Raw genomic sequence first — 2,372 nt, 5'->3', positions numbered from 1 at the left:
GCGATCGTGGATGCTGCGCTTCCACACGCAAACTGCCGGCTCGACGCTCACGGCTCAGCAGCCGGAAGTCAATATCGTCCGCACTGCGATCCAGGCGCTCTCAGCCGTGCTGGGTGGCACGCAATCGCTACACACCAATGGCTACGACGAAGCGCTCGCAATCCCGACCGAAGAAGCTGCGCGCATCGCGCTACGGACGCAGCAGATCATTGCTTACGAATCAGGAGCGGCGCAGACCATCGATCCTTTTGCCGGCAGCTATGCCATCGAGAGGCTCACCGACGAGATCGAAGGTAAAGCCAACGCTTACATCGAGAAAATCGAGACCCTCGGCGGCATGATTAAAGCCATTGAGCAAGGCTTCGTGCAGCAGCAAATTCAGAACGCTGCTTATGAAACACAGCAGAAGGTCGATGACGGCAAGGCGGTTGTGGTCGGGGTGAATCTCTTCATCATTGATGAAGAGAAGAGCATTCCCATTCAGCGGGTAGATGAAGCACTCGAACGAAAGCAGGTTGAGCGCGTTCGGGCGTTTCGGTCCAGGCGAGATCAGTCACTCTGCAAAGCGGCCTTGGCGCAGGTGAAGACGACTGCCATAAGTGGGGACAATCTGGTTCCTGTGGTCATCGAAGCCGTCGAAAAGAATTGCACGCTGGGCGAAATTTCAGACCAGCTACGCTCGATTTTTGGTGAGCACCGGGAGACTGTCGTTGTCTAAGGCAAGAATTAGGGCGGACAACCCACTAGCACTCCTGATCTTCGAATCCTCAACAAAACAAAACGTTGTCAGTTTTGTGCATGGAGGTCGCAGGCTTCGCGGCATTCGCGGCAGTAGTACACACCGTCAGCGCAGAGACGGACATCGTGCTCGCCCTGGCAGAAGACGCAGTATTTTTCACAGGTGCAGCGCGATTCGTCCTGATCGCATTGGGAGCAGGTAAAGCGGGTGGCCATGGGTTGACTCTACGCGGACGTGAGCGCAAACAAAAGTGACCAAGGTCAGAGGCCGCAGGCGAGGAACAGGAGGAGTAAACTACAGGTGGTAGCAACAGCAGGGCTGCTGAATTACCGGGAGCCTTTCTCGATCCTGCGGATCTCTTTCAGCAGCGCGGCCTCCACTTTTGCGGACTGGCGTTCCCCTCGCGCAACACGGCTTACGTAGGACGGGTCAATCCCTAGCTGTCGTGCGACCCTGCTATAGATGCCTCGATAGAGGCTAAGTCGATTGAGGCGAGGATTTTTGCTATTATCCATGTCATGATTCGTGACCCGCTGTCCTGGTCAGCGTGGCGCGACGCCAGACACACAGAACCGAGTTACAGGGGAAGCACGTTCTTTTTGGGGTGTAACTCCAGTGTTATTGAGCATAGCCTCCGTGCCTCAGCCTGTCAAGGAATGAGTTATGCGCGCCGGCGCTAAATTAGCTAGACCAGAGTGGGCGGTTCAGATCGAACGCCTTCGTGAGCGGTTGCACCTGAATCAGGCGGGCCTCGCTCGACTGCTCAACGTGTCTCCGATGGCCGTATCCCGATGGGAACGCGCCGTGAACGAACCCGAAGCAGCCTTTTACATTCACATGGGAACTTTGGCTGGAGATCCTGATTGCTGGTATTTCTGGCAACGTGCCGGGTTACCTGCCAGCGATCTGAAGAGAGCCCTGCGAAAGTCGAAAAATGCGAAAGTCGCGCAGGCCACAGTTGCCGATCTGGAACATTATGCGGTTCCCGTTGTCGGGCTCACCGCAGGCACGAGCTTGCCTGGAGACAGTGATCCCAACCTCGAACAAAGTCCGGCGGTTGCGAAGGTGATGGCCCCGCCGGAATGGAGTGAAAACCTGCAGAGCCTTCGCTGTCTGCGGGTGAAGGGCGAAGGCATGGCTCCGGCAATAGCCGATGGTTCGATCGTTGCCGTGGATCTGGCGCAATTTCATCCTGCAAAGCTGAGCAACCTGGTTGTGCTTGCGTGGCACAAAGACTTCGGCCTGATGGTTCGGCGGCTGAAAAAAGTCGGAGCAGCCGACGTGCTCGTATCCGATGCCGATCCAACAGGAGCGAACTCTCTCACGCTCGATCACAACTGGCGGATTCTCGGACGTGTCGCATGGTGGCTTTCGCGACCGCGATAGTCTGACACTCCTCTGGAGACCAAGGGGTCGAAAGTCCATACAGCCGAAAAGACCTTAGTGGCTTGCCCACAACCTTGGCTTTGAGTACATTCGACAATGAAAGCCAGCCTGCAAAGCAGGTACTGGCGGTAACCGTTTATTGAACCAACATTCAATGAACAGGGGGCTCGACTCGAAAAATCGGTTCGGTGTGCGAGGTTCCGCCAGTACGGAAATGCCTAAAGAACCGCGGAGAGTTCCCACCGTC

The 2,372-nt window shown here is 56.2% G+C and carries 3 protein-coding genes; all 3 read left to right on the top strand.

The genetic code is table 11. The features are described from left to right. On the top strand, nt 1-718 hold a 718-nt coding region (locus VFU50_07115; GenBank protein HEU5232614.1), incomplete at its 5' end, for a methylmalonyl-CoA mutase family protein. Nucleotides 719-798: 80 nt separating this feature from the next. Then, nucleotides 799-993 carry a hypothetical protein gene (locus VFU50_07110; GenBank protein ID HEU5232613.1) on the top strand — a complete coding sequence of 65 codons (195 nt, stop codon included), beginning with the start codon at nt 799-801 and terminating at the stop codon, nt 991-993. A gap of 409 nt (nt 994-1,402) precedes the next feature. Next, a complete protein-coding gene (locus tag VFU50_07105; GenBank protein HEU5232612.1) occupies nt 1,403-2,125 on the top strand; it encodes a S24 family peptidase in 723 nt (240 codons plus the stop codon). The last annotated feature ends 247 nt before the right edge of the window (nt 2,126-2,372 follow it).

This window comes from Terriglobales bacterium (assembly GCA_035764005.1).
Lineage (GTDB): Bacteria > Acidobacteriota > Terriglobia > Terriglobales > Acidobacteriaceae > Gp1-AA112.
Note: the sequence above shows the minus strand (reverse complement) of the source record. Positions and strands in the feature narration are given on the sequence as shown.